Below are 20,572 nucleotides of genomic sequence, written 5' to 3'. Positions count from 1 at the left end.
GGCGGGTCCGATGGAGTCGACGTTCCATGACTGGGCTGGTGCGGGCTGGGTGAACTGGCTGTTCATGCTTGGTCTGTTCGGTGTGGGCATCGCGTTGGTTTCCGGTGTGGCGCTGCGGCTGGCCGCTTTGGCGGGTACGGCGATGATGGCGCTGATGTGGATCGCGGAGTGGCCGCCGGCCAGGCACCTCTCCGACGGGTCGCTGAGCATGTCGTCGAACCCGTTCGCCGACTATCACCTGATCTACGCCGTGGTCCTGGTCTCCGTTGCGGTGGCGGGTGCGGGTGCCACGTGGGGTCTCGGCAAGCTCTGGGCCACGCTGCCCGTCGTCCGCGACCACAACTGGCTGAAGTAGACAGCCGGATGCCCGTCGCGACCGGGGTGCCACCGTCAACTGGCGGTGGCACCCCGGTCGTTCGTGTGCTGTCGCATACCGTCACCGTCGGCCTGGACGGTTCGCCCGAAAGCCCTGCCGCTGCCGACCGGGCGTCACAGCTGCTGGTGCCTGGGGCGCTGGGGCGAGCGTCCCGTTGTCCTCGACGAGTAGTTCCGAAGTCCGGTCGGGTCAGCCAAGAGCAGGGGGCATGAGGTCAAGGATCAGCAGGTTCCCCCAGTCGTTGGTGAAGGTGGCGCGCATGTCCTCGTAGTGCACACTGACGAACGGGTTGGAATGAAACATGACGGCGACCCACCGCAACGAGGAGTCGGCGTTGAGACGGGCGAGATAGCCGATGTTGCCCATTCCGCCGCCTCCGCCGGACATCCATCCTGATCCATCCGGCAACGGGCCCTCGAAAAAGGTAGCCACCTCATCCGTGTTGTGCTCCTCAAGGGCTTGGGCCACATCAAACGGCCTTCCGATACGAAAGGGAATCGGCTGCCCAGCATCCGGGTGGTACGCCCCCGGGCCGTCGACATGCAACTCCAAGCCAGTGTCGTCCGGCCGGTACAGCCCGTCGTAAAGCGGCATCTCCCCGGCCCTCCAGAGTCCTTCGACCGTTCCCATAGCTCACCCCACCGTCAATTGCCAAAGTTCCGAAGTCTGGCTGCACGCAAGAGCGGAGGGCGACGACCGCCCCTGCTCAGCGACTCCGAACCTGTCTGTCTCGCGGTCGCCCAGGCCTTGCTCGGCTACCACTCCGAAGCCCGCTGGCTGCGCTATGCGCGCAAGAACCTGTGCGACATGTTCCCCTACCTGCCCCAACGACCGGGCTACAGCAAGCGGTTGAAGTCGGCACCGCCACTGCTCAAGCGCGTGATCCGCGAACTCGCCATGGACAGTGACTTCTGGACCGACTCGGTGTGGATCGCCGACTCGACCGCGATGCCCTGTGGCATGTCGCGCTCGACTGTCCAACGATCCGACCTGGCGGGTCCTCGCAATGGCCGCCGGCATTTGGCATAACAACCTGATCGGAGCACCGGTCATCCGCTCGCTGATCGCCTACGACCACTAATCAATTCGGATCTACTCGTCTCGTCCTCGTCCTCGTGCCCGTCGGAGCCGGCGTCGCGGATGGACGGGTCCCGGACAGCTCCGGGATCATCTCCGAGGCCGTGGTCGGCCAGGCAGGTGCGCAGCTGGCGGACGCCTCATGCGACGCCTCGCTGCTCGTCATCGGCCACAAGCACCGGGACGGCCCCCCTCGGCGAGCTCGTCGGCCCGGTGACCCATGCGGGCGGGCATCGGAGGTCAGGTGTCAGGCCTTGGCCGGCTGGTCGACGGGGACGAGCAGGAGCCCGGTGACCAGGTCCGGGTGGATGCGGACCGCGTAGTCCATCGGCTGCCGCACCCAGGGGCGCAACAGCGCCTGATACCGGGCCAGTTCGAGGGTGTCGGTGACCAGGTGGGCGTATCCCGTGACCACCACGCTCCAGCCGAGGTGCGTGTCGGGGTCGATGGCGTCGGCTTCGTAGGCCACGACGACTCCCGGACCGTCGGCCTGGAGAGTGCGCGAGGTCAGGGCCGCGCCCTCGTGCGTGCGGATGACGATGTTCCCGTCGTCCAGGATGTGGTTCACCGGGCGGATGGTCGGCAGCGCCTGCCGGGTGAAGGCGATCCTCCCCATCGGCACGCTGCCCAGCAGCCGCAGTGCCTCCGTCTCGTCGATCTCGACGGTCCGGCGCGGCGGCTCCGCGCCGACCGACTGCTCTGGGGCCGGGGCCTCGGGAGGCCTCGCGACAGGTTCTTCGCTCACGGCTCGATGTCTCCGGCCTGCGGCCCACCGGTGCACCGGGGTGGCGGTCGATGGGCGGGGCGTCTGGGGTTGATCAGGCCATTCGAGCCGCTCCGGTGCCGTTCGGGCTAGGGCCGTTCGGCCCTGGGACGTATCCGATCAGCCCTTTGCCCCGGAGTCTGCCGTGCGGGTGGCGGGCCGTCGTCGACGCGGTGGGTCAGACCGTTGACCATTCCGGCGACTCCCATCAGCCGCCACACCGCCCTGATCGCCTTCGGGACGTCGCTACGGCATTCCACCGGCCCGGTCGGAGTGACCAGACCGTCGTGGACGAGCACGGTGACGCTGTCGCGAGCCAGACCGAGAACGCTGACCAGGACGTCGTGAGGTGACCGCCCGGAGGGGAGGACGGCTGATCAAGTTCTCGGTCCGGGGACGGTTCTCCCGTAGGCGTGATCTCATATGCTCAGCGGCTTGGGGCGGCTACCGTGGCACATGACCGGAGCGGTCGGCCGGTGGTGTGTTTAGGGGATCTGGAGGATCACCGGTGGGAAGCCCTGAGGAGTCCCGGGTGGCCCGGGTACGGCTGCCGCAGCTGAAGATGGACGAGCTGCTGGAGGAGCTGCAGGCCCGTCTGGACACGGCTCGGGGTACGCGCGACCGCGTGCACAGCCTGCTGGAGGCGGTCCTCTCGGTAGGCCGGGAGCTGGACCTTGAACAGGCACTGCACAGCATCGTGGAGGCGGCGGCGGTCCTGGTCGACGCCGAGTACGCCGCGCTCGGCGTGATCACCCCGGACGGGAAGGCACTGTCGGCCTTCCACACGGTCGGTGTCACCGAGGAGCAGATCGCCGAGATCGGCCCCTATCCAGAGGGCCACGGCATTCTGGGCGAGCTGATCCGGCACCCCGAGCCGCTGCGGCTGGCGAAGATCTCCCAGCATTCCGCGTCGTACGGCTTCCCGGCCCACCACCCGCCGATGAACAGCTTCCTCGGTGTCCCGATCCGCGTACGCGACCAGATCTTCGGCAATCTGTATCTGACCGAGAAGCGCGGCGGTGCGCAGTTCGACGAGGACGACGAGTCGGTGCTGTCGACGCTGGCCGTCGCGGCAGGTGTCGCGATCGACAACGCCCGCCTCTACGAGGAGTCGCGGCTGCGTGAGCGCTGGCTGCAGGCCAACGCCGAGGTCACCCACGGGCTGATGTCCAGTGGCGCGCGTACCGACGTCCTCGCTCTGATCGCCGAGCGGGCCGGCGAGATCACGGGCTCGGCCCTCGCGGCGGTGGCGCTGCCGATGGAGGGCACCGGTTCACTCCTCGTGGAGATCGCCGTCGGGATGGACGCGGAGGCGCACCAGGGGCTCATCCTGTCCATGGACCGCAGCCTGATGGGGCTGGCCTTCTCCCGAGCCACCCCCGTCACCAGCGCGGACGTCGGCAAAGACGGTCGCATCTCGCTGGATCCACCGCGCTTCGGGGGACTCGGCCCCGCTGTGGCCGTACCCATCGGCACGGGCGAGGCGGGTGTGCGCGGCGTCGTCCTGCTGGTGCGGGAGGCCGGGCGGCAGCCCTTCTCGGCGACGGAGGCCGAGACCCTCCAGGACTTCGCCGCCCAGGCCGCCGTCGCCATGGAACTGGCCGACCACCGCCGGGACGCGCAGGAGGTCGCGGTTCTCCAGGACCGCGACCGCATCGCCCGCGACCTGCACGACCTGGCCATTCAACGGCTGTTCGCCACCGGCATGACCCTGCAGAGTGCCGGCCGTTTCATCGAGCACGAGGAGGCCGCCGAACGCGTGGTGCGGGCGGTGGACGACCTGGACGAGACGATCAAGATCATCAGGTCTACGATCTTCGGCCTGCGGGCGCGTGACGGCGGCGCCGGGACGGGGCTACGGGCTCGTGTGGTGCGGGCGGCCGGCGAGGCCGCTCCCGTGCTCGGCTTCGCACCCAGCGTCCGGATGGAGGGCCTGGTCGACACCGACGTGCCCCGGGAGACCGCCGACCATGTGATCGCCGTCCTGTCCGAGGCACTGACCAACATCGCCCGGCACGCTCAGGCCGTCCGTGCCGACGTCGCCCTGGTGACCGACGGCCGCGAAGTCCGTCTGTCGGTCACCGACAACGGGGTGGGCATCCCGGCCGAGGGTCGACGAAGCGGGCTGCGGAACATGGAGGAGCGGGCCCAGCAACTGGGCGGAGAGCTGGAGTGGACCACTCCGCAGGGCGGCGGCACCACGCTCGTGTGGAGGGTACCGGTGACCGAGAAGTAGACGCCCGGGTAGTCGACCTTGGCGCGCGAGATCGACGAAGAACTCCAGTCCGGGGTCGATACGGCCACGATGGTGCACGTCGGCACCTTCGAGACGCGCAGGGATTTCGATGGGTGCACCGAGTTCCGTGTGATCTGTTACACCGTCGAGTACACAGGTCCGCTGGTTGCCTCAAGGGAGATCGCAGAGTCGGACTGGTTCGGCTACGGCGTGCTTCACACCTCTGGCCAACTGTCCTGATCCGTTCGGTCGATGCTCCGACCGCCCACGGCGCTAGGAGGTACGACTCCCGGCCAGTGAAGGCGAGTTGATGGCTTCCACTGACTCCTGGGACCGGTCCGAGACCGGCACGGTCACCACTGGGACCGTCGCGTGCCGTAGGCACTCACGGCCCACCGGGCCGACCGAGGGCAGTCCGAAGTTCCCGTGCGCCTTGCGCCCCAGAGCCAACAGCATTGCGCCGCGCGCCTGTTGGAGCAGTACGCGTGCGGGCGGTCCCTCCACCACGATGCGAAGAACGGCATCACCGGTCCGGGGCCCCAGGGCCTCGCGCACGGTGACGGCGAGGACCTCGGCTGCCTGTTCGCGCTCCTGAGTGACCGTCGGGCCGGCGGGCGCCGGAGCGTAGGGCGCGTGTCCGTTCGAGGCCGGTTCCCAGGCGTGCACGGCGACGAGATCCGTGTGCAGGACCGTTGCCTGCTCGGCCGCCCAGCGCAGGGCCGCCATTGACGGCTCGGAGCCGTCGACGCCCACCACGATGCTGGTGCCTTCGGTGTGTTCGGTCATGGCAGCCTCCCTGGTCGGTCTCCTGTCACCACGGTGGCCCGTTCACGGCGGCCGTCGCATGGGCCGACGGGGCCGTGTCCGGGCCCAACGGGCCCTTCCTGTCCGGGCCTTGAAGGTCGGGCCCGGACGGGTGCCGGGCTCAGGACGCGGCTCCGGATTCGTCACCTCCCTGGTTGAGCCGGAACGACAGGTAGATGTCGGTGACGAGTGCTGCGCACGCGACCACGCGCGGCACCCGCCGGCCCGCCCGACGCCCCGGGGCGACTTGAGCTCGTGAACTGGCTGTCAACAGCAGGGAATTGGGGCCGGGTGGTCCTGAGTGAGGCCCGGCGGCCCCTCCCACCCCAGCGGTCGAGGAACGACGCTGGCATCGAGCGGAACACACCGAGTTTGGCCACCGACGCGGGTCTGCTCGTCATCGGCCTCCGCAACGCCGAGCGACCTCTCGGCCGCCGTGCCGGCCCCGTGACCCACACCGCCCACCGCCGTCCAACACGACGACTGCCCGGTCGCCGTGGTCCCGCAGGTCTGAGGAGCGATCACCGTGATGATGTATTGGAACCACCACGACATGAGCGGATGGGACTGGTTCGCCATGTCGACGGGCTCGGTCCTGTTGTGGGCCCTGCTTCTGACCGTCGCCATCCTGTTCATCCGCAACCTGAGCCACACGTCTCAACGTCCCGACATCCTCGCCGCGCCCTCGCCCGAGCAGGTGCTCGCCGACCGGTTCGCCCGCGGGGAGATCGACGAGGAGGACTACCGCAACCGCCTGGCCGTCCTGCGTACGGACGGTTCCAGGCTCACCGAACACTGAGGTCCGGGGTGGGACGACGACCGACGGGAGAGACCCGTCAGTCGCCCCGCCCCCCCGTGTGTCTTTCAGCGCCGGTGTGCCCCGGCGGCGGAGGCGCGGGTTGTCCGCCGGGCCTGATCGCCCGGGGCTCGTCGGGCCAACGGGTCCGTAGGCGGGACCGGTTGGTGTGGTGATGGGGTCCGTCCGGCCCCTGTGGGAGTGCCGGGGGCCGCACGAGTCTGGATGGAGTGCAGTGGAGCGCCTCTTCCGTCCAGGGAGGGTGCCCGGAGAGGGGTGGACTGTGATGAGTGGACCGGTGGTCGTGGGAGTGGATGGTTCGCGGTCGGGTCTGGCGGTGGTGGAAGTCGCCGCACAGCAGGCCGAGCGGCTCGGGGTCGGCCTGGAACTGATGCAGGTCATCGGCTGGCCGTCCGGAGGTGCACCGGCCGCCATTCCCTCGTGGGACGCGGACCGGACCGGTGCACGTGCCGCAACGAGCGGGGCACTGGCCGAGGCCGAGCGACGTGCGCACAGCGCGGCACCGGGCGTGCGGATCTCGCGCGAAGTCCTCGTCGGTGAACCCGGGAACGTGCTGGCGGCGGAGTCGCACCGCGCGTCCCTGACCGTCGTCGGAAGCAACGGCACACCAGGGCACGGCACCCCGCGCGACGACTCGCTCGGCAGGCGCCTGTCCGCACGCGCGTCCGGTCCGCTGCTGGTGGTGCGCGGCAGGCCGAACCCGGCCGGCCCCGTGCTGCTCGCCGTCCACGCCACGTCGACACCCCGTGAAGCCGCCGAATTCGCCTTCGCCGAGGCCTCGTTGCGGGGAGCCGACCTGGTGGCCGTGCAGCTGCGGCACGTCGTCGCCGCACGGCCGCAGGGCGGGTCCGGTACCGCCGTGGCGGAGGACGACGAGGACCTCGCGCTCGCCGAGACCTTGTCCGAGCTGCGCAAGCGGTACCCGGACGTCACCCTGCGCTGCCGTCGGCCACAGGGCCGATCCCGCCGGGCCCTCGTCGAGGCCAGCGGTGACAGCCAGCTCCTGGTGGTAGGGGTGCGTGGCCGGTCCCGGTTCGGCGGCGGCCTGCTGGACCCGGTCGGGCGGACCGTCCTGCGTGAGGCAGACTGCCCCGTTGCCCTGGTCCGCTGCTAAGGGCCTGTGCGGCGGACGATCGGATCCAGGACCGTGGCCTCGGACGACGGTCACTTCAACGGGCGGACACACCCGGAACAGCGGTCAGTGGTGCGCCCTGCTCCCATGACCGACCTGCCGAGCGGCGCGGTGAGGCGGGCCCCTGCCTGCCGTAGCCCAGGCGGAGCACCATCTGTGCGTGCTGCCGCCGGCCGTCCGCGAGTTGCTCGCGCAGGTCGGGCCATTCCAGTGCCTGGTGGAGGAGGGATGCCTTCACGCCGTGGGCAGTGGCCACCAGCAGGACGCGTTCGAGCGCCTCCCCGGCGCGCAGCCAGTCCGTGTGGCGGTCGTGGGGCGTGGACAGTACGGCGATGGAGGGCCGCTTCTCGAAGGGGCGGGCGGCGAGCGCCGCCGGGTGCCGGTGGGCGCCGAAGTCCCGGACGGGAATCTGCTCCCGGAAGTCCTGCGGACCGATCGCCTCGGGCGGCATGCCGAGCGACTCGGCGTCAGGCGGGTGGACCCAGCGGCGGCTCTCCACGGCCCGGCCGGCGTCGGCGGTGTTGCGCCGCTCCGCCTCCCGCGTCAGCCGCAGCAGCCGGTCGGTCTGCGCGGGGCCGGGGAGGTCCAGCACGGCGCCTTCCGCGTGGGCGGCCTCGGTCAGTTCGGTCAGTACGGAAACCGGTACCGGTCGGCCGGAGAACGGGAAGCGGCTGCTGCGCCGGCGCCACAGGGCGTCGTACAACTCCGGCGTTGCCGAGAACCGCGTGGTGCCGGCGAGTCGTACCGTGGCCAGCAGATCGGGTTCGTCGGGCCGGGGGAGGCGTCGGGTCACGGGCTCCCAGCCGCAGTGGGCGACCGCGACGCGCAGGTTGAACAGCGCGCAGCCGACCGAGATGTGCAGGGCGCGTCCCGACGGGTCGGTGTGCCGCAGGCCGCGTTCCGCTACGGCGCGGATCTCCAGCGTGACCGTGTCCGGGTCGAGCCGGAAGCGCCAGGGCTGGGTGTTGTGGATCGAGGGCGCGGCGACGGATGCCGCGATGAGCGTTTCCAGGGTCGGGACGTCGAGAACCGTGCTGGACATGGGGTCTCCTCCCCGCCCCGCGCCCGAAGGGCGGCAGGGCCGTTCGCTGTTCCTGTCCAGCGTGGTGGCGTGGGGAGGGCCGGAGGGAGGGGCCGTACGGCCTCGGGTCGTGCCGGACGGCCCGGCGCGCGGCTCAGGCGCCGGAACGGTCGCCGGCCTCCGACTGTTCCAGGTGCGAGGCGAGGACCGCGGCCTGTACCCGGCGCTGGACGCCCAGCTTGGCGAGCAGCCGGGAGATGTGGTTCTTGACGGTCTTCTCCGACAGGTAGAGCCTCTTGCCGATCTCGCGGTTGGTGAGTCCCTCCCCGATCAGCGCGAGAATCTCGCGTTCGCGCGGCGACAGGCTTGCCAACTCGGGTGCCATCTCCGGGGCTTGGACGGGTTCGGCCCGCAGTGAGCGCATCAGGCGGGCCGTCGTCGCGGGGTCGAGCATCGACTGACCGGAGGCGACGGTGCGTACCGCCGAGACCAGGTCGGAGCCCTTGATCTGCTTGAGGACGTAGCCCGAGGCGCCGGCCATGATGGCGTCGAGCAGGGCGTCCTCGTCGTCGAACGAGGTGAGCATCAGAACCGCCAACTCCGGCATCTGGTCGCGGAGTTCGCGGCAGACGGTGATGCCGTCGCCGTCGGGGAGACGTACGTCCAGGACGGCGACGTGCGGGCGTACCGCCGGGGCTCGTACCAGGGCGTGCTCGACGTTCTCTGCGTCGCCGACGACCGAGATGTCCTCCTCGGCGTCCAGGAGGTCGGACAGGCCGCGTCGCACGACCTCGTGGTCGTCCAGCAGGAAGACGCGGATCGGGTCCTGTGCGGTGAAGGTGCGTGCCTCGGCCATCTCGACCCCTCGTTCCCCGGAGTATGAACGGACTGCGGGCCGTCCGTGACCTCGATCATCACGCGCCCGGCCCAGGAGCACTAGGGCCGACCGGCCCAATCGGCCCTCCTGCCGTGTCCCGACCGGCCCCCGTGCGACGGCCCAGCGGCCCCTGCCCGTGGCGGTCGCCCCGATGGGAGCCTCCTGTCGTTCTCGTCTTCCTGGTGCCCGTGAGGGGGTGTGACCGATGCGGAAGACCAAGCGCGTGAAGGTCCTGGGGTGGCGCTGGCGGCGCAACGAACTGCGCCGGCACAGCGATGCGGTCGAGGCGTGGATCGTCCTGGCCGCCTGGGCGTTCGCGACAGCCGGAGGCGCCGTCGCCGGCGTAGCGGGTGCTCAGGCCTTCGAGGCCGCGCAGGCGAGGAGCGGAGTGGAGCATCGGCCCGCCACCGCCCTGGTGCTCGGCACCGTGCCGCGCGGTGCGCGGGTCGCGGCCGACCACAGCCGTGTGAGGGCGAACGTGCGCTGGACCGACGCACAGGGCACCGTCCGTACCGCCACGGCGGACGTGAAGGCCGGAACCGCCGTCGGCAGCTCGGTACCGGTGTGGACGGACGGGCACGGCCGCCTTGTGGACGAGCCCGCGAGCCCGGCCGTGGCGACGGCACGCGTGGTGATGGCCGGAACGGGGGCTGGACTGGCCGGCGGGCTGTTCGTGCTCGCGGGCGGTCGTCTGATCCGGCTGCGGGTGGAGCGGCGGGCCACCGACCAGTGGGGCGAGGAATGGGAGCGGACCGGTGCGCGATGGGGGCGCAGGACCGGCTGAGACGCCGTTGCCCCGCCGGTCGTCGGTGACCGACGGGGCAACGGCTTACGGACTCACGGCACTTCCGTCGCGCTCGCTACTTGGAGCGGTCGACAGGCTCGTCGAGTCCGAACCCCACGTCCACGACCCCCTCGACGGCCCGCACCAGGCGCGCGGCCACGGGAACGAGGGACGTGTCCCGCACCCGGCCGCCGAGCCGTACGACACCGTCCCGGACCTCGACCCGCACATCCGACGCCGGGCCGGGGAACAGATGGGCCACCACCTTGCGCCGTACCTCCTCCGCGATCTCCTCGTCGTCCCGGAGGAACACCTTCAGCAGGTCGGCCCGGCTGACGACGCCCTCCAACCGGCCCGCGTGGTCGACGACGGGCAGCCGCTTCACCTTGGCCCGAGCCATGGTCCGCGCGGCCTGCGCGAGGGTCGCGCCCGCGCCCACGGGCAGGGCACTGACCTGCCGTTCCTGCATCGTGCGCACGATGTCCTTGAAGGCGGTCCCTCGAACGACAGTGGCGACGCTACGGGTCATCACGTCGCTCACGATGTGCGGTGAACCACGCATGATCCCTCCTCGCTCGCTACGGTCCGCCGCGCGGTCACCGCATGCCGCCGCTGCCGTACGGGGCGTACAGGTCCAGCAGTCGGGTGCGGGCCGAGCGGAGCCGGTGGGCCACGATGTCGCCCACCCACTGGAAGACGTGCACGCCGAACGCGGGATCGTCCTTGCACAGCGTGCGTACGGTCGTGGCGTCGAACTCCCAGGCCCGCACCGGAGTCGTGGCCTCGGCGCCAAGGTGCCAGGTGTGAGGGCCGAACAGCCAGGACCAGCCGACGAGTTCGTTGTGTCCCAGCGATTCGATGACGGCGGCCTGACGGCCGGGCACGTGCATGTCGAGGGCGATCGTCCCGGTGCGGATGATCCAGAACCGGTCGGCGCGGGCGCCCTCCTCGAAGAGCCGGGCACCCTGCGGGATCGACACCTCCCGGGCGAGCTTCATCAGCTGTTCGCGGTACTCCGGGGGCAGCGCCCGCGGCATGCTCATGGTCGGGGAAGCGTTCATGGCCTACCTCCGGAAAGCGTGTGGATCTACCACCTCCAGCGTCCGCCCGCGTGTCGTGACGGACCATGGGCCACCCGGCCCGCGCACCGGGCCGACCGGTACCGCAGGGCACACGAAGCGACTGTTTGGCGAGTGCGGAACAGGCCGCTGGCGGAACACGCCGGAGGCGAAGTTTGTCGCCTCCTAGTCCGGTACGGAACTTCCGCCCGAGGTGAAGAAGCTGATCGACGGCTCATGATGCCGAGTACGTCGTCCGCCGGCGGGCTGTCCCCGTACCCGCCCGGGAGCGTCCGACTCCGGCGGGCCAACAGGCCCTGGAAAAGGGGCCGTTCAGCCCGGCGCCGACGGACCAACGGCATCAGGTGGCCGACGGCCTGGCGCACAAGAGTGAGAGGTGAAACGAACGACCTGACACCTCGAAAGGACCACGATCATGGCCGTGCACGAGCACCCGCACCGCAGCTCCGGCTTCCACCTGCCCACGTTCCGCAGGAACGGCTCGGCGTCGGACGGCGCCGTGACGGCAGCTGCCACGGCGACCACTGCGGCGCGTGCCTATGCCTTCGCGTCTCTGCGTCTGCTGACCGGGTTCGTTTTCTTGTGGGCGTTCTTGGACAAGACGTTCGGGTTCGGTTATGCGACTGCGTCCGGTAAGGGTTGGATCGATGGTGGTTCGCCGACGAAGGGTTTTCTGAGTTCGGTGGCGGCGGGTCCGATGGAGTCGACGTTCCATGACTGGGCTGGTGCGGGCTGGGTGAACTGGCTGTTCATGCTTGGTCTGTTCGGTGTGGGCATCGCGTTGGTTTCCGGTGTGGCGCTGCGGCTGGCCGCTGTGGCGGGTACGGCGATGATGGCGCTGATGTGGATCGCGGAGTGGCCGCCGGCCAGGCACCTCTCCGACGGGTCGCTGAGCATGTCGTCGAACCCGTTCGCCGACTATCACCTGATCTACGCCGTGGTCCTGGTCTCCGTTGCGGTGGCGGGTGCGGGTGCCACGTGGGGTCTCGGCAAGCTCTGGGCCACGCTGCCCGTCGTCCGCGACCACAACTGGCTGCGCTGACCGCAGGAGAGACGGTGGGCCCCCTCGCTGGGGCCCACCCTCCGGCTGCCCATTGGGCCGATCGGCCCCGGTCGGGGACCTGCGGCCCCTGCTGCGGGAACCCCTACGCCACGAAGCTGGAACCACATCCCGTTGAGGAGGAAGAGCCATGGTCCGCACGGTTGTCGCAGGTCTCGACGGTTCACCCGAAAGCCGAGCCGCCGCGGAATGGGCGGCCCGCGAGGCGGAACTGCGCGGTCTGCCGCTGAAGATCGTCCATGTCTGGGAGCCCGTGCCGGACCCGTTGGCCCAGGCGCCGCTGCTGGGCGCGGAGACGCAGCAGCACTGGAGCGAGCGTATTCCGCGTGAGGCGGGCGAGGGCCTGCGCCACCCTGGCGTGGACGTGACCGTGCAGCAGGTGACCGGCACGCCCTCGGACACGCTGGTGGATGCCGCGAAGGACGCCGAACTGCTGGTACTCGGCTCGCGTGGACTGAGCGGTGTCGGCGGATTCCTCGTCGGTTCCGTCGGGCTCTCCGTCGTCGCGCGTTCCGAGCGGCCCGTGGTCCTGGTCCGGGCCGACGAGCAGGCCGCCGACGAGGATGAGACGAGCCCCGCGCCTGCCACCTCGTACCGGCCAGTGGTCCTCGGCATCGACGCCGGCGCGCCGGCCGACGCGGTGATCGAGTTCGCGTTCGCCGAGGCCGCCCGGCGCGGCACCGCCCTGCGCGTCGTCTACGGCTGGAACCTCCCGCCGTACTACGCCTACGGCCTCGCGCTGGACGCGGGCCTCGACGAGGAACTCTCCCGCGAGGAGACCGACTCCCTCACCGAGGCTCTGCGCCCGTGGCGCCAGAAGCACCCCGAGACCGAGGTCGTCCTGGAGCCGCGCGTCGGCAGCGCGGCCGATCATCTGGTGGACGCCTCCCGCGAGGCCTCGCTCGTCGTCATCGGCCGCCGGATCCGCCGTAGCGCGCTCGGTGCCCACATCGGCCCCGTCGCGCACGGCGTCCTGCACCACTCCACCGCCCCCGTGGCCGTCGTCGCACACGACTGACCCACCCCCGTCCCCCTGAGGAGCAGTAGTCATGAAGGCAGCCGTTGTACGAGCGTTCGGCGAGCCCCTCGTCATAGAGGACCGACCCGATCCCGAGCCCGGCCCCGGCCAGGTACGCGTCCGTGTCGAGGCGTCCGGGCTGTGCCACACCGACATCCACGCCGCCCACGGCGACTGGCCCGTCAAGCCGAACCCGCCGTTCGTGCCCGGCCACGAGGGCGTCGGCCTCGTCGAGAAGCTCGGCGACGGCGTCACCCACCTGAGCATCGGGCAGCGGGTCGCCGTGCCGTGGCTCGGCAAGGCGTGCGGGCGGTGCGAGCACTGCCTGTCCGGCTGGGAGACGCTGTGCGAGCAGCAGATCAACACCGGCTACGGCTGCGACGGCGGCTACGCCGAGAAGATGCTGGCCTGGGCCGACTTCGCCCAGCCGGTGCCCGACGGCGTCAGCGCGATCGAGGCCGCCCCGCTGACCTGCGCGGGCGTCACGACGTACAAGGCCCTCAAGGTCGCCGGCGTCCGGCCCGCCCAGCTCGTCGCCATCTCCGGTGTCGGCGGGCTCGGTCACCTGGCCGTGCAGTACGCGAAGATCGCCGGGGCCACGGTCGCCGCGATCGATGTCACCGACGAGAAGCTCGAACTGGCCGCGGAACTCGGCGCGGACCTCGTGATCGACGCCCGCAAGGACGACGTCGGCCAGGTCCTCAAGCGGCACGGCGGTGCCCACGCCGCGATCGCCCTCGCCGTGAACGAGGCCGCGTTCGCCGCCGTCAACTCCGGCCTGCGGCGCGGCGGCAAGCTCGTCATGGTCGCCCTGCCCGCGCACGGCACCATCCAGGTCCCGATCTTCGACACCGTCCTGGGCGGCACCTCGGTGATCGGTTCGATCGTCGGCACCCGCCAGGACCTCGACGAGGTCTTCCGGCTGCACGCGGCGGGCCGTACGAAGGTCATCTACGAGACCCGGCCGCTGGACACCGTCAACGAGTCCATCGCCGAGGTGCTGCGCGGCGAGATCAAGGCCCGGATCGTCTTCGACCTCGCGGCGGGGCGGTGACCAAGATGACACTCCCCATGGTCGTGGGTGTGGACGGCTCGGAGCCGAGTCTGCGCGCCGTCGACTGGGCGGCCGACGAGGCCGCGTTGCGCGGAGTCCCGCTGCGGGTGGTGTACGCCTCGCTGTGGGAGCGCTACGAGGGCACCTCGATCGCCGAGGACCTCGCCGAGCCCGACGAGCAGGTGATGGCCGAGGACATCGTCGACGCCGCCGCACGCCGGGCACGTCGCCGCCGACCGGAACTCGACGTGAGTGTCGAGGTGTTGGCGGAGGAGCCCGAGTACGCGCTGGTCCGGGAGAGCCGCGGCGCCTCGGTGCTGGTGACGGGTACCCGCGGCCGGAGCGGTCTCGCCGAGGCGCTGCTGGGTTCCGTGAGTCTGATCGTGGCAGGGCACGCGCAGTGCCCGATGGTCGTCGTACGCGGCAACCACGACAACCAGGCCCGGACCGGCACACACGGCCGCATCGTCGTGGGCGTCGGAGAGAAGCCGGCGGGCTCGGCGGCCGTGAGCTTCGCCTTCGACGAGGCGCGACGGCGTGGGGTGCAGTTGGAGGCCGTACGGGCCTGGCGCTGGCCCGCGCACGAGACGACCGACCATCCGCTGATGGCCGGCGAACCCGCCCGACTGCACGAGCAGCAGGCGGTGGAGGCTTTGCACGCGGCGCTCCAGGACGCTCCCGCCGATGTCGAATCACGCCACCGTACGGTCGAGGGCCACACCCGATCCGTCCTCGTGGACGCCTCGCGGGACGCCGACCTCCTGGTCGTCGGGGCCAAACGCCGCCCCGGGCACTACGGGCTCCAACTGGGCCGGGTGGCACACGGAGTGCTGCACCACTCGGCCTGCCCGGTCGCCATCGTGCCCGAGCGGGCGTGACCCGTCGACTCGTCCGAACCACGGCAGGCACCGCTCCCACCCACGGTCCGGGCAGCGTTCCCGGCCCGCCGGTTTCACCGTCCCCCGATCCACGCCGCTGACTTCCGGAGCTCCTGATGTCCAAGGCCGAACACCTTGACCCGACCGCACCCTCCGACCTCTCCGACGACGAACTGCGCACCCTGGACGCCCACTGGCGGGCCGCCAACTACCTTGCCGCGGGCCAGATCTACCTGATGGCGAACGCGCTGCTCACCGAGCCCCTCCGGCCCGAGCACATCAAGCCGAGGCTGCTCGGCCACTGGGGTACCTCGCCCGGGCTCAACCTCGTCCACACCCACCTCAACCGGGTGATCAAGGCACGTGATCTGGACGCGCTGTGCGTGTGGGGCCCCGGACACGGCGGCCCCTCCGTGCTCGCCAACTCCTGGCTGGAAGGCAGCTACAGCGAGACCTACCCGGACATCTCGCGCGACGGAGCGGGTATGGAGAGGCTCTTCAAGCAGTTCTCCTTCCCCGGCGGTGTGCCGAGCCATGTGGCGCCCGAGACACCCGGTTCGATCCACGAGGGCGGTGAACTCGGCTACTCACTCGCCCACGCCTACGGCGCCGCCTTCGACAACCCGGACCTCCTCGTCGCCTGTGTGATCGGCGACGGCGAGGCGGAGACCGGCCCGCTCGCCGCCGCCTGGCACTCCAACAAGTTCCTCGACCCCGTCCACGACGGCGCCGTCCTGCCGATCCTGCACCTCAACGGCTACAAGATCGCCAACCCGACCGTGCTGTCCCGCCTCCCCGAGTCCGAACTCGACGAACTGCTGCGCGGCTACGGCCACGAGCCGATCCACGTGACCGGCGACGACCCGCTCAAGGTGCACCGTGCGATGGCCGCGGCGTTCGACGACGCAATGGACCGCATCGCCGCGATGCAGCAGTCCGCCCGCGAGGACGGCGTCACCGAGCGCGTTCACTGGCCCATGATCGTGCTGCGCACGCCCAAGGGCTGGACCGGGCCCGCCGAGGTCGACGGTGTCCCCGTCGAGGGCACCTGGCGCGCCCACCAGGTCCCGCTGTCCGAGGTGCGCGAAAACCCGGAGCACCTACGGCAGTTGGAGGCATGGCTGCGCTCCTACCACCCGGAGCAGCTGTTCGGCGCCGAGGGCCGGCCCGTCGCGGACGTCCTCGCCTGCGTGCCCGAGGGCACCAAGCGCCTCGGCTCCAGCCCGTACGCCAACGGCGGTCTCCTCGTACGGGATCTGCCGATCCCGCCCCTCGACCAGTTCGCGGTCCCCGTCGACAAGCCTGGCACGACCCTGCACGAGCCCACTCGCATCCTCGGCGACCTGCTGGAAAAGGTCATGCACGACACTGCGGCGAGCCGCGACTTCCGTGTCGTCGGTCCGGACGAGACCGCATCCAACCGCCTCCAGGCCGTCTTCAACGCCAGCGGCAAGGCCTGGCAGGCCGGATTCCTGCCGGTCGACGAACACCTCGACCGGCACGGCCGCGTGATGGAGATCCTGTCCGAACACACCTGCCAGGGCTGGCTGGAGGGTTATCTCCTCACCGGCCGGCACGGACTGTTCTCCTGCTACGAGGCGTTCGTGCACATCGTCGACTCGATGGTCAACCAGCACATCAAGTGGCTCAAGATGTCACGGGAGTTGGCGTGGCGGGCGCCCATCGCCTCCCTCAACTACCTTCTGACGTCGCATGTTTGGCGCCAGGACCACAACGGCTTCTCCCACCAGGACCCCGGCTTCGTCGACCACGTCCTCAACAAGAGCCCCGAGGTCGTCCGGGTCTACCTCCCGCCGGACGCCAACACCCTTCTCTCCGTGGCGGATCACGTCCTGCGCAGCCGCGACTACGTCAACGTGGTCGTTGCCGGCAAGCAGCCCTGCTTCGACTGGCTCTCCATGGACCAGGCCCGCGCCCACTGCGCGCGCGGCGCCGGGATCTGGGAGTGGGCGGGCACCGAGAACGGCGGCGAACCGGACGTCGTCCTCGCCTGCGCCGGTGACGTCCCCACCCTGGAGGTGCTGGCCGCCGCCCAGTTGCTGCGCCGACACCTGCCGGGGCTCGCCGTCCGGGTGGTGAACGTGGTCGACATGACGAGGCTCATGCCCCGTGACGAACACCCGCACGGAATGAGCGACTTCGAGTACGACGGCCTGTTCACCACCGACAAGCCGGTCATCTTCGCCTACCACGGCTACCCGTGGCTCATCCACCGACTCGCCTACCGCCGCACCGGCCACGCCAACCTGCACGTACGCGGCTACAAGGAGTCCGGCACCACGACCACACCCTTCGACATGGTCGTCCGCAACGACCTCGACCGCTACCGCCTCGTCATGGACGTCATCGACCGCGTCCCCGGCCTCGCCGTGCGCGCCGCCGCCGTACGCCAGCAGATGGCCGACGCCCGCACCCGGCACCACGCCTGGATCCGCGAACATGGCACCGACCTGCCGGAAGTCGCCGACTGGACCTGGAACGCCTGAAATCCCCTTCTCCGCAAAGGAGTTCACCGCCATGACCGTACGCGTCGGTATCAACGGCTTCGGCCGGATAGGCCGCACCTATCTGCGCGCGGCACTCGACCGCGCCGAGGCGGGCACCCAGGACGTCGAGGTGGTCGCGATCAACGACATCACCTCACCCGCCACCCTCGCCCATCTCCTGGAGTACGACTCCACGTTCGGGCGCATCGGACGCGAGGTCGGCCACGACGACAACTCGATCACCGTCGACGGCAGGCGCATCGCCGTCAGCGCCGAACGCGACCCGGCCGCCCTGCACTGGTCCGACTACGGCGCGAGCATCGTTGTCGAGTCCACCGGCAGGTTCCGTGACCGCGACTCGGCCGCCCTGCATCTGAAGGCGGGCGCCCACACCGTGCTGTTGTCCGCGCCGGGCAAGAACGCGGACGCCACCATCGTGATGGGCGTCAACGACTCGACGTACGACCGTCGGCAGGACCGGATCGTCTCGGCCGCCTCCTGCACCACCAACTGCGTCGCGCCGATGGTCAAGGTGCTGAACGACGCCTTCGGCATCGAGCGCGGCATGATGACCACCATCCACGGCTACACCAACGACCAGTCCCTGCTGGACAGTCCGCACAAGGACCTGCGCCGGGCCCGCTCGGCAGCCCTGAGCATCATCCCGACCAGCACCGGAGCGGCGCGTGCCGTCGGCCTGGTGCTGCCGGAGCTGGCGGGTGCCCTGGACGGCATCGCGGTGCGTGTGCCCGTCGAGGACGGCTCGCTCACAGATCTCGCGGTGGTGCTGCGCCGCGAGGTGACGTCCGAAGAGATCAACGCGGTCTTCGACGAGGCCGCCGAGGGCCCGCTCAACGGCGTCCTCCGTGTGTCGAAGGCCCCGATCGTCTCCCGTGACGTCATCGGCGACCCCTCGTCGTGCGTGTTCGACCCGGCCCTGACCCAGGCGCACGGCACCCTGGCCAAGGTCTTCGGCTGGTACGACAACGAGTGGGGCTACACCAACCGCCTCCTCGACCTGACGGCGCTGGTCGCCGACGACTGAGCTCGATCGAGAGAGGCCCCGTGCGGTGGGCCCGTGGGGCGGATTACTGAGGGCCGATCGGCCCCATGGTCCGCCCCCGGGCAGCCCATGGGGCCTCTCTCCGTTCCGCGGGACGCTCGAAGTGTCGAAGAACCTTGGAGGAGACCCGTGATGACGGACGCCGCGCTCAGCCGACCCACCGTCCATGCCCTGCTCGCGGACGGCACCACCGTGTGCATCCGTCCCGTCGAGGTCGCCGACCACGACCAACTGCAGGGACTCTACGAGGAGATGTCCCCGGAGAACCTGCGGCTGCGGTTCTTCGGAGTGAGCCGCCGGTCCGCCGAGACGGCGGCCGACCGCGCCTGCCGGCCGCACCCCGGATACCGGGCCCTGCTGGCCGAGACCAAGGGGCAGGTGATCGGGCTCGCCGAGTACGACACCGGCGGCACCGGCACAGCGGCCGACATCTCCATCGCGGTCGCCGACGGACTGCACCACCGCGGCGTCGGCACCCTCCTCGTCGAGCACCTGGTCTCCGCCGCCCGCGCCGAGGGCATCACCACGTTCACGGCCGACGCGCTCAGCGAGAACCACGAGATCCTGCGGCTCTTCGCCGACCTCGGCCTGCGCACCGCCCGCCGCTTCGAGGGCCCCGAGATGCGCTGCACCATCGAACTCGCCGAGGACGAGGACTACTTGTCGGCCACCGAGGCACGTGGCCGCGCCGCCGACGTCGCCAGCCTCGTACCGCTGCTGCGCCCGGACGCGGTCGCCGTCGTCGGTGCCGGACGCAAGGCCGGCTCCGTGGGCCGGGCGATCCTGCACCACCTGAAGGCCGGCGGCTTCACCCGCCGCCTCTTCGCGGTGAACCCCGCCGCCACCTCGATCCTCGGCGTACCGAGCTACCCGTCCGTGAGCGCCCTGCCCCGGACGCCCGACCTCGTGGTCGTCGCCGTACCCGCCGCAGCCGTCCCGGCCACCGCCGAGGAGTGCGGCAAGGCCGGGGCGCGCGCCCTTCTCGTCGTCACCGCCGGCCTCGACGCGGCCCAGGCCGAGGCGCTGACGACGGCCTGCCGGACGTACGGCATGCGGCTCGTCGGTCCCAACTGCCTCGGTGTCTCCAACACCGACCCGGAACTGAACCTCGACGCCACCTTCGCCGCCGACCACCCCCGCCCCGGCACCGCGGGCATCGCCGTGCAGTCCGGCGGCGTCGGCATCGCCCTGCTCGACGGGCTGTCCCGGCTCGGCATCGGCGTCTCGACCTTCGCGTCCCTGGGCGACAAGTTCGACGTCAGCGGCAACGACATGCTGCAGTGGTGGGAGAGCGACGGCACCACCGACCTCGCCCTGCTGCACCTGGAGTCCTTCGGCAACCCGCGGGCGTTCTCCCGCACCGCGCGCCGCGTGACGCGCCGGATGCCCGTGCTGACCGTCGACGCGGGCCGCACCGACGCGGGCCGCCGCGCCGCCGCCTCCCACACCGCCGCCGCGGCCACCCGCACCATGACCCGCGGGGCGCTGTTCACCCAGGCCGGCATCACCGCGACCCGCTCCGTCGGTGAACTCCTGGAAGCAGCGGCCCTGTTGCACTCCCAGCCGCTGCCGACCGGATCCCGCGTCGCGATCGTCACCAACGCCGGGGGAGCGGGCGTCCTCGCGGCCGACGCCTGCGCCGAGGCCGGGCTCAACCTGCCGACACCCACCCCCGAACTCGTCGACGACCTGCTCGCCGTACTGCCCGAGGGCGCCGCGATCGGCAACCCCGTCGACGCCACCGCGGCCGTCTCGGAGGAGCAGCTCAAGGACTGCGTGGACCGTGTCATGCGGCACGCCGGCGTCGACGCCGTCCTCGTGGCCCTGGTCCCCACGGCGGTCGCCGAGGCGACCGGCGACGACCTCGTCCGCGCCTTGACCCGGGCAACGGGACACAGGCCCAAGCCGGTTGCCGTGATACGGCTCGAACAGGCCCTGCCCGTCGAGCTGTTGCCCACCACAGACATGCGTACCGTCCCGGCCTACGCCGAACCCCAGGCGGCGGCACGGGCGTTGGAGAGATCGG

Annotated in this window: 19 protein-coding genes and 2 pseudogenes; 14 read left to right on the top strand and 7 right to left on the bottom strand. The window is 70.8% G+C overall.

Annotation, left to right across the window (positions count from 1 at the left end):
• Positions 1-355, top strand: a pseudogene (locus R6V09_RS20110) (hypothetical protein); the annotation flags it as partial.
• Positions 356-565: 210 nt separating this feature from the next.
• On the opposite strand, the gene R6V09_RS20105 reads toward R6V09_RS20110, so the two are convergent.
• Positions 566-970: a hypothetical protein gene (locus tag R6V09_RS20105; RefSeq protein ID WP_317882796.1), complete on the bottom strand. Its 405-nt coding sequence runs from the start codon at positions 968-970 to the stop codon at positions 566-568.
• Positions 971-1,024: 54 nt separating this feature from the next.
• Between R6V09_RS20105 and R6V09_RS20100 the strand changes: the two are divergent.
• Positions 1,025-1,375: pseudogene (locus R6V09_RS20100) on the top strand (hypothetical protein); the annotation flags it as partial.
• A 325-nt stretch (positions 1,376-1,700) separates the two neighbouring features.
• Here R6V09_RS20100 and R6V09_RS20095 read toward each other — a convergent pair.
• Positions 1,701-2,198 (bottom strand): pyridoxamine 5'-phosphate oxidase family protein, encoded by a 498-nt coding sequence (locus tag R6V09_RS20095; protein ID WP_442810091.1) that lies wholly within the window; start codon positions 2,196-2,198, stop codon positions 1,701-1,703.
• Positions 2,199-2,724: 526 nt separating this feature from the next.
• On the opposite strand from R6V09_RS20095, the gene R6V09_RS20090 reads away from it, so the two are divergent.
• Positions 2,725-4,452, top strand: coding sequence for a sensor histidine kinase (locus tag R6V09_RS20090; RefSeq protein ID WP_317882794.1), 1,728 nt, complete (start codon positions 2,725-2,727; stop codon positions 4,450-4,452).
• Positions 4,453-4,470: 18 nt separating this feature from the next.
• A complete protein-coding gene (locus tag R6V09_RS20085; RefSeq protein ID WP_317882793.1) occupies positions 4,471-4,692 on the top strand; it encodes a hypothetical protein in 222 nt (73 codons plus the stop codon).
• 33 nt (positions 4,693-4,725) lie between these two features.
• Here the strand turns inward: R6V09_RS20085 and R6V09_RS20080 are convergent, their stop codons facing one another.
• Complete coding sequence (locus R6V09_RS20080) at positions 4,726-5,238, bottom strand: universal stress protein (protein ID WP_317882792.1); 513 nt, start codon at positions 5,236-5,238, stop codon at positions 4,726-4,728.
• 547 nt (positions 5,239-5,785) lie between these two features.
• On the opposite strand from R6V09_RS20080, the gene R6V09_RS20075 reads away from it, so the two are divergent.
• A complete protein-coding gene (locus tag R6V09_RS20075; RefSeq protein WP_317882797.1) occupies positions 5,786-6,055 on the top strand; it encodes an SHOCT domain-containing protein in 270 nt (89 codons plus the stop codon).
• Between the two features lie 283 nt (positions 6,056-6,338).
• Entirely contained in the window at positions 6,339-7,187 is an 849-nt protein-coding gene (locus R6V09_RS20070; protein ID WP_317882791.1) for a universal stress protein, read from the top strand.
• Between the two features lie 55 nt (positions 7,188-7,242).
• On the opposite strand, the gene R6V09_RS20065 is transcribed toward R6V09_RS20070, so the two are convergent.
• Positions 7,243-8,247 carry an Acg family FMN-binding oxidoreductase gene (locus tag R6V09_RS20065; protein WP_317882790.1) on the bottom strand — a complete coding sequence of 335 codons (1,005 nt, stop codon included), beginning with the start codon at positions 8,245-8,247 and terminating at the stop codon, positions 7,243-7,245.
• 133 nt (positions 8,248-8,380) lie between these two features.
• Positions 8,381-9,082 (bottom strand): response regulator transcription factor, encoded by a 702-nt coding sequence (locus tag R6V09_RS20060; protein WP_317882789.1) that lies wholly within the window; start codon positions 9,080-9,082, stop codon positions 8,381-8,383.
• Positions 9,083-9,308: 226 nt separating this feature from the next.
• Here R6V09_RS20060 and R6V09_RS20055 point away from each other — a divergent pair, with 226 nt between their 5' ends.
• Positions 9,309-9,887 (top strand): Rv1733c family protein, encoded by a 579-nt coding sequence (locus tag R6V09_RS20055; protein WP_317882788.1) that lies wholly within the window; start codon positions 9,309-9,311, stop codon positions 9,885-9,887.
• 76 nt (positions 9,888-9,963) lie between these two features.
• On the opposite strand, the gene R6V09_RS20050 is transcribed toward R6V09_RS20055, so the two are convergent.
• Entirely contained in the window at positions 9,964-10,449 is a 486-nt protein-coding gene (locus R6V09_RS20050; protein ID WP_317882787.1) for a CBS domain-containing protein, read from the bottom strand.
• A gap of 34 nt (positions 10,450-10,483) precedes the next feature.
• On the bottom strand, positions 10,484-10,948 hold the full coding sequence (locus R6V09_RS20045; protein ID WP_317882786.1) for a cyclic nucleotide-binding domain-containing protein: 465 nt from the start codon (positions 10,946-10,948) through the stop codon (positions 10,484-10,486).
• A gap of 433 nt (positions 10,949-11,381) precedes the next feature.
• Between R6V09_RS20045 and R6V09_RS20040 the strand changes: the two genes are divergently transcribed.
• The 7 genes from R6V09_RS20040 to R6V09_RS20010 all read left to right on the top strand — a co-directional run.
• A complete protein-coding gene (locus tag R6V09_RS20040; protein WP_317882785.1) occupies positions 11,382-12,008 on the top strand; it encodes a DoxX family membrane protein in 627 nt (208 codons plus the stop codon).
• A gap of 148 nt (positions 12,009-12,156) precedes the next feature.
• Positions 12,157-13,044, top strand: a complete 888-nt coding sequence (locus tag R6V09_RS20035; RefSeq protein WP_317882784.1) for a universal stress protein — start codon at positions 12,157-12,159, stop codon at positions 13,042-13,044.
• 31 nt (positions 13,045-13,075) lie between these two features.
• The gene (adhP, locus tag R6V09_RS20030; RefSeq protein WP_317882783.1) at positions 13,076-14,098 is read left to right on the top strand and encodes an alcohol dehydrogenase AdhP; all 1,023 of its coding nucleotides are present in this window, start codon (positions 13,076-13,078) and stop codon (positions 14,096-14,098) included.
• A gap of 5 nt (positions 14,099-14,103) precedes the next feature.
• Entirely contained in the window at positions 14,104-14,976 is an 873-nt protein-coding gene (locus tag R6V09_RS20025; RefSeq protein WP_317882782.1) for a universal stress protein, read from the top strand.
• 116 nt (positions 14,977-15,092) lie between these two features.
• Positions 15,093-17,483 carry a phosphoketolase family protein gene (locus tag R6V09_RS20020; RefSeq protein ID WP_317882781.1) on the top strand — a complete coding sequence of 797 codons (2,391 nt, stop codon included), beginning with the start codon at positions 15,093-15,095 and terminating at the stop codon, positions 17,481-17,483.
• 31 nt (positions 17,484-17,514) lie between these two features.
• Complete coding sequence (gene gap, locus R6V09_RS20015) at positions 17,515-18,528, top strand: type I glyceraldehyde-3-phosphate dehydrogenase (protein WP_317882780.1); 1,014 nt, start codon at positions 17,515-17,517, stop codon at positions 18,526-18,528.
• Positions 18,529-18,678: 150 nt separating this feature from the next.
• On the top strand, positions 18,679-20,572 hold a 1,894-nt coding region (locus R6V09_RS20010), incomplete at its 3' end, for a GNAT family N-acetyltransferase (RefSeq protein ID WP_317882779.1).

Origin of the sequence: Streptomyces sp. W16, assembly GCF_033194735.1 — a bacterium.
Taxonomy (GTDB): domain Bacteria; phylum Actinomycetota; class Actinomycetes; order Streptomycetales; family Streptomycetaceae; genus Streptomyces.
The sequence above is the reverse complement of the archived record's forward strand: the minus strand, read 5'-3'. Positions and strand labels throughout refer to the sequence as shown.

Bases quoted from the DNA above. Each gene is read 5' to 3' on its own strand.
- R6V09_RS20105 (WP_317882796.1), bottom strand. From the start codon at position 970: ATGCCGCTTTACGACGGGCTGTACCGGCCGGACGACACTGGCTTGGAG.
- R6V09_RS20080 (WP_317882792.1), bottom strand. From the start codon at position 5,238: ATGACCGAACACACCGAAGGCACCAGCATCGTGGTGGGCGTCGACGGC.
- R6V09_RS20075 (WP_317882797.1), top strand. From the start codon at position 5,786: ATGATGTATTGGAACCACCACGACATGAGCGGATGGGACTGGTTCGCC.
- R6V09_RS20070 (WP_317882791.1), top strand. From the start codon at position 6,339: ATGAGTGGACCGGTGGTCGTGGGAGTGGATGGTTCGCGGTCGGGTCTG.
- R6V09_RS20065 (WP_317882790.1), bottom strand. From the start codon at position 8,247: ATGTCCAGCACGGTTCTCGACGTCCCGACCCTGGAAACGCTCATCGCG.
- R6V09_RS20060 (WP_317882789.1), bottom strand. From the start codon at position 9,082: ATGGCCGAGGCACGCACCTTCACCGCACAGGACCCGATCCGCGTCTTC.
- R6V09_RS20055 (WP_317882788.1), top strand. From the start codon at position 9,309: ATGCGGAAGACCAAGCGCGTGAAGGTCCTGGGGTGGCGCTGGCGGCGC.
- R6V09_RS20050 (WP_317882787.1), bottom strand. From the start codon at position 10,449: ATGCGTGGTTCACCGCACATCGTGAGCGACGTGATGACCCGTAGCGTC.
- R6V09_RS20045 (WP_317882786.1), bottom strand. From the start codon at position 10,948: ATGAACGCTTCCCCGACCATGAGCATGCCGCGGGCGCTGCCCCCGGAG.
- R6V09_RS20040 (WP_317882785.1), top strand. From the start codon at position 11,382: ATGGCCGTGCACGAGCACCCGCACCGCAGCTCCGGCTTCCACCTGCCC.
- R6V09_RS20035 (WP_317882784.1), top strand. From the start codon at position 12,157: ATGGTCCGCACGGTTGTCGCAGGTCTCGACGGTTCACCCGAAAGCCGA.
- adhP (WP_317882783.1), top strand. From the start codon at position 13,076: ATGAAGGCAGCCGTTGTACGAGCGTTCGGCGAGCCCCTCGTCATAGAG.
- R6V09_RS20025 (WP_317882782.1), top strand. From the start codon at position 14,104: ATGACACTCCCCATGGTCGTGGGTGTGGACGGCTCGGAGCCGAGTCTG.
- R6V09_RS20020 (WP_317882781.1), top strand. From the start codon at position 15,093: ATGTCCAAGGCCGAACACCTTGACCCGACCGCACCCTCCGACCTCTCC.
- gap (WP_317882780.1), top strand. From the start codon at position 17,515: ATGACCGTACGCGTCGGTATCAACGGCTTCGGCCGGATAGGCCGCACC.